At 72.2% G+C, this 4,842-nt stretch carries 4 protein-coding genes; all 4 read left to right on the top strand.

Annotation, left to right across the window (positions count from 1 at the left end; all coding sequences use genetic code 11):
* A partial coding sequence (locus tag N869_RS12915) for a type IV toxin-antitoxin system AbiEi family antitoxin domain-containing protein (RefSeq protein ID WP_084137150.1) occupies positions 1-948 on the top strand: 948 nt, incomplete at its 5' end.
* Between the two features lie 722 nt (positions 949-1,670).
* Complete coding sequence (locus N869_RS12910; protein ID WP_035062281.1) at positions 1,671-2,462, top strand: nucleotidyltransferase domain-containing protein; 792 nt, start codon at positions 1,671-1,673, stop codon at positions 2,460-2,462.
* A gap of 72 nt (positions 2,463-2,534) precedes the next feature.
* Entirely contained in the window at positions 2,535-3,755 is a 1,221-nt protein-coding gene (locus N869_RS12905; RefSeq protein WP_052105530.1) for a toxic anion resistance protein, read from the top strand.
* Positions 3,756-3,757: 2 nt separating this feature from the next.
* On the top strand, positions 3,758-4,540 hold the full coding sequence (locus tag N869_RS12900; RefSeq protein ID WP_035062280.1) for a hypothetical protein: 783 nt from the start codon (positions 3,758-3,760) through the stop codon (positions 4,538-4,540).
* Positions 4,541-4,842: the final 302 nt, after the last annotated feature.

Genomic DNA, 4,842 nt, shown 5'->3' with positions numbered 1-4,842 from the left:
CGGGTGCGGGAGCTTCCGGCGGGGTTGGTGCGGTTGGTGGCGCGCCAGCACGGGGTGGTGACGACGGCGCAGTGCGTGGCGCACGGGGTCGACCGGGTGCGGGTGCACAGGCTGGTGCGGTCGGGGTGGTGGCGGCGGTTGCACCCGGGGGTGCACGTGACCTACACCGGTGAGCTGTCGTGGCGGACGCGCGCCGCCGCCGCGCTGCTGCACGCCGGGGCCGGGGCGGCGTTGAGCCACGAGTCCGCTGCCGTGCTGCACGGGTTCACCAGCAGGTTGCCGCGCGTCATCACCGTGGTCGTGCCGTGGGAACGGCATCCGGTGGCCCGGCCAGGGATGGTCGTGCGGCGGCGTCGACGCGCGATCCGCACCACGGTCCGTGAGCTTCCCGTGACCGACCAGCCCACCACGGTCCTGGACCTGGTGGCCCGGTCACGGTCCGACGACGACGCCCTGGGGTGGGTGAGCGCGGCGGTCCGGGCAGGCACCCGACCGGCGGACCTGCGACGGTTGGCCGCGGCCCAGTCGCGGGTGGGACGCCGACGGCTGCTGGGTGAGGTCCTCGACCTGGTGGAGGAGGGTGCGGAGTCACCCCTCGAGGCCCGCTACCACCGGGACGTCGAGCGACGGCACGGGTTGCCGCGGTCCGCTCGGCAAGGGTGGGAGCAGCTGGCCGACGGGTGGATCCGGTCCGACTGCCGGTACGTGGGACGCGGGGTGCGGGTCGAGCTGGACGGCCAGCTGGGCCACCCGGGTGGGCGGACGTCCACCGACACGTGGCGGGACAACGCCGTCGCACTCACCCACGACGAGGTGACGCTCCGGTACCGGTGGGACCACGTGGCCGTCCACCCGTGCCGCACCGCCCAGCAGGTCGCCGCGGCCCTGCACCGTCGCGGCTGGACCGGCACACCGCGGGCCTGCTCCCCCGGGTGCGCCGTGCGGTGACCGAGGGACGCGTCGATCCCCTCGCCAGCGCGGCCACGACGCTGACCCGCGCGTGACACGGCCGCTACGTTTGCGCCACCGACGCGAACCCGGGGTGGGCGATGACCAGGGCAAAGACGTGACGGCGGTGTTCGTCCTTGGGCAGGACGCGCCCGCGGCGCCGGAGCGCCCCCCGGGCCTCCAGGTGCGCCCCACCGCACGTTCACTCATGCACCGGTTCGGGGTGTTCGCCGCTGGCGGGACCGTGGTGCTGGGCGCCGTGGCGAGGCTCGTCGACCGCGCCGACCTGCCAGGGCCCGTGACGGCCGGGGCCCTCTGGGTGCTGGCGACCCTCCCGGCATGTACCCGTCCCCGAACCAGCCCGGACGGATGGAGCTGTGGACGGGCAGGGTGTGGCTCGTGCACTACGACGACCGGCCCTGAACCATCCACACGGGAGTATCGCGGCAGGGCTTGGCGCTCTCGCCACCCAGGGGTGAGACCGTGCGCAGCTCAGCTCAGGGACCCGATCAGTGGATCACTTGGGGGCGGAGGCGCGGGTCCTCCCGGTCGATCCAGAGCGCCGTCGCCGGGTGGCGTCGTCTCCCGCGTCGGGCTGGACTGCATCCGCGGGTCCCGTGCTGCTACACGCTGCCATGGCGGGCGTTCGATATTGCGGGTTCAGAGCCTTCGGATTCGCTGGCTTGGCACCATCGGATTCACGCCGTAGAGGAGAGGTCACTGTGATCGACGCCGCTGAGCAGGTCGCGCCCGACGGCACCATCCGGACGGGCGCCCGCCGGGACCGCGTTCCGGCCGTCTTCGAGGACGTCCTCAGGGATGCTGTCGCCGCCGTCGGCGACCCGGGTGCCTCACTGTACCTCTACGGGTCCGTCGCCACCGGCAGTGCGCGGCCCGGGTCGTCGGACGTGGACCTGCTGTCGATCGACCTGCCGGACGCGGCCACCACCGGGCGACGTCTCTCGGCCCGCTACGCGGACAGGTACCGTGGGGTGGAAATCGCCGCCGCCACAACCGCCGAGCTCACCGGCGACACCGACGCCGCACACGGCCTCCGGGTGTTCCTCCGCCACTACTGCGTCCACCTCACCGGCCCGGATCCGGCCGCCGCCCTCCCGGCCTACCGTGCCGACGCTCGCGCTGCTCGAGGTCTCAACGGCGACCTCGACCACCACCTCCAGAAGTGGCGGAGTGCCTCGAGCTCCGCGACGGAACCCGCGGACCGGCTCGGCGTGCGGGTGGCTCGCAAGACCCTGCTGGCCGTGGCGGGGCTGGTGAGCGTCCACGACCACACCTGGACGACCGACCGTTCGCGTGCGGCCCGACGTTGGTCCGAGATCGAGCCAGCACTGGCCGGCGAGCTCACCTCGCTGCACCGGTGGGCCAGCGGGGACCAAGCCCCGTCACATCAGGAAACCCAGGGCGCGCTCGACGCGGACGGGATCGTCGCGACCGTCGTCGAACGCTTCAGCGACCTGATCGGCCTCTGGCCGGATGGCCCCGCGAACCGGTAGCGGCTCCCTGGCACCTGCCCGCACGGGATTTGAGAGGATCGACGTAGACCCCCGAGTCCTCGAGGAGGGCACATGTCGAACCCGCGCGACCGTGACGAGTCACCGCAGCTGGAGGACCCGTTCGGCCTCGAGCCGCCGTCGCCGCCGGCCGAGGTCACCGTCCACCAGCCGGAGAAGGTCGGCGGCATGGTGCTCGTCGACTCCGAGCGGCAGCAGAAGCACGCCGAGACGGCGCAGTCGTTCCTCGACGACCTGCTGGGCGTCCCGCTGCACAGCCCGGAGTTCCAGGCCAAGCTCGCCCAGCTCACCCGCCTGGGTGAAGGGACGATGCAGCGGGCCGGTGACTCCGCGAACCGGATGCTCCAGCGGCCCGCGGCAGCCCTGTCCGACAGCGGCGCGGACCCCGCCTCGCGGACCGGCAGGTCCCTCGCCGAGCTCCGCCAGATCGTCACCGAGCTGGACCCCAAGCGGCACGACCTCACCGGCACCAAGCGGACCTTCAAGCTCCTGCCCGGCGGGAAGCGGTTGCAGCGGTACTTCCAGAAGTACGAGGCCGCCCAGGAGCAGCTGAACGCCATCACCAAGGCGCTCAAGGGCGGTCAGGACGAGCTACGGCAGGACAACGCCGCCATCCAGACCGAGCGTGAGGCCCTGTGGCAGGCGCTCGGTGAGCTGGCCGACGTGGCCGTGCTCGCCCGCCACCTGGGCGACGGTCTCGAGCAGCGGATCGCCGCCCTACGCGCCCAGGGCAAGGGCGACGACGCCACCACCCTGGAGTCGGACGCCCTGTTCTACGTGCGCCAACGCCACCAGGACCTGATGACCCAGATGGCGGTCGCCGTCCAGGGTTACCTGGCGCTCGACGTCGTCAAGAAGAACAACGTCGAGCTGATCAAGGGCGTGGACCGTGCCCTGGACACGACCGTGGCCGCACTGCGGGTCGCCGTCATCACCTCCCAGGCGCTGGGCCAGCAGCGGATCGTCCTCGCCCAGGTGGACGCACTGAACGCGACCACGTCGGACATGATCGTGGCGACCTCCCAGATGCTGCGGGCGCAGGGCACCGCCATCCAGCAGCAGGCCTCCCAGGCCACCATCGACCCGGAGAAGCTGCGGCAGGCGTTCGACGACGTGTTCCAGGCGATGGACGAGATCGACCGGTACAAGACGGAAGCCGCACGGTCGATGAAGCAGACCGTGACAGCGCTGGAGGGGCAGGTCAGCCGCGCCAGGACGCAGCTGGAACGCAGCCACGCCTCCGATGCGGCCACGGCAGACCCTGAGAGGAGCTGACCGTGTCCCGGCTGACCCTCGGCAACGTCCTCAAGGTCGCGGCCGTCTTCACGTTCCTCCCCCTGCTCGCCTACCTGGTGCTCGTCATCGGTGCGGTGCGGAAGAACCTGAAGGCATCGCTCGAGGGTCTGCTCTACGCCGGGGCGTTCTCCGTGTCGGTGTTCGTGCTGGACTTCTGGGGGCCGCCCGCCCTGCTCGCGCTGACGGCCTGGGGTGCCTCGGGCATCCGTTCCTGGCATCTGCGGGACCTGTGGCTGCCGGCGCGTCGCCGGTGGTGGAAGCGTGACCCGGCCGACGCGGCCACCATCGCCGTCGAACCGGCCGGCGGCCAGCAGCCAGTCGAGGGTTCGGAGCACCTGCCGTCGGCCGTCGCGTGGGTCCGCCTGCACGCCGACCGGAACAGCGGCCGACTGCCGGGGGACGCCCACCGCACCGTCCTGCACACCTGCCAGGTTCTGGACGCCGTGATCGCGGCCGAGCAGCGCGAACCCACCGCGGACCCCCGGTTCGAGTACGAGTTGGACGCGATGGCCCGGCGGTACCTGCCCACCGTGCTCCACAACTACCTGGCGATCGCACCGAGCAGGGTCCACGAGCGCCAACCCAACGGGCGGACCCCGGACGAGGAGCTGGCCGAGCAGCTGCGGATCCTGTCAGTCCAGGCCGAGGCCCTGTATGCGAGTCGCCACCGCCGCCTGACGGCCGAGCTGAGCACCACCGGCAACTTCCTCCGGGAGAAGTACGGGAACGGTGAACCCGACGCGTTCGGACTCCGCACGCACTGACGGCCTCAGGCGACGGCGCCCCGCCCCGTCATCGCCGCGGTGGATGTCCGTCCACAGCACCGTCGGGGTCTGTTGTGGGCGCTGGTAGCCTCGCCGCGTCATCGGGAAGGCAGGCGTGTGGACCAGCTGGAGACACGACCAGACGGGCTGCGAGAGGCAGCCAGGATCCTGGAACGCCGTGGGACGCCACCGAACCCGCTGAGGGGGCCCGCGCCCATGCCTTCCGGGCCCGCGCCGACGGTCGCGCCCGACCTGAACGCCGCGGTGAGGTGGTGGGCGGGGCGGATCACGACCCTCGCCGA

Origin of the sequence: Cellulomonas bogoriensis 69B4 = DSM 16987, assembly GCF_000767165.1 — a bacterium.
GTDB classification, from domain to species: domain Bacteria; phylum Actinomycetota; class Actinomycetes; order Actinomycetales; family Cellulomonadaceae; genus Actinotalea; species Actinotalea bogoriensis.
Note: the sequence above shows the minus strand (reverse complement) of the source record. Positions and strands in the feature narration are given on the sequence as shown.

Coding starts and splice junctions, on each gene's coding strand:
- N869_RS12905 (WP_052105530.1), top strand. CDS start 2,535: ATGTCGAACCCGCGCGACCGTGACGAGTCACCGCAGCTGGAGGACCCG.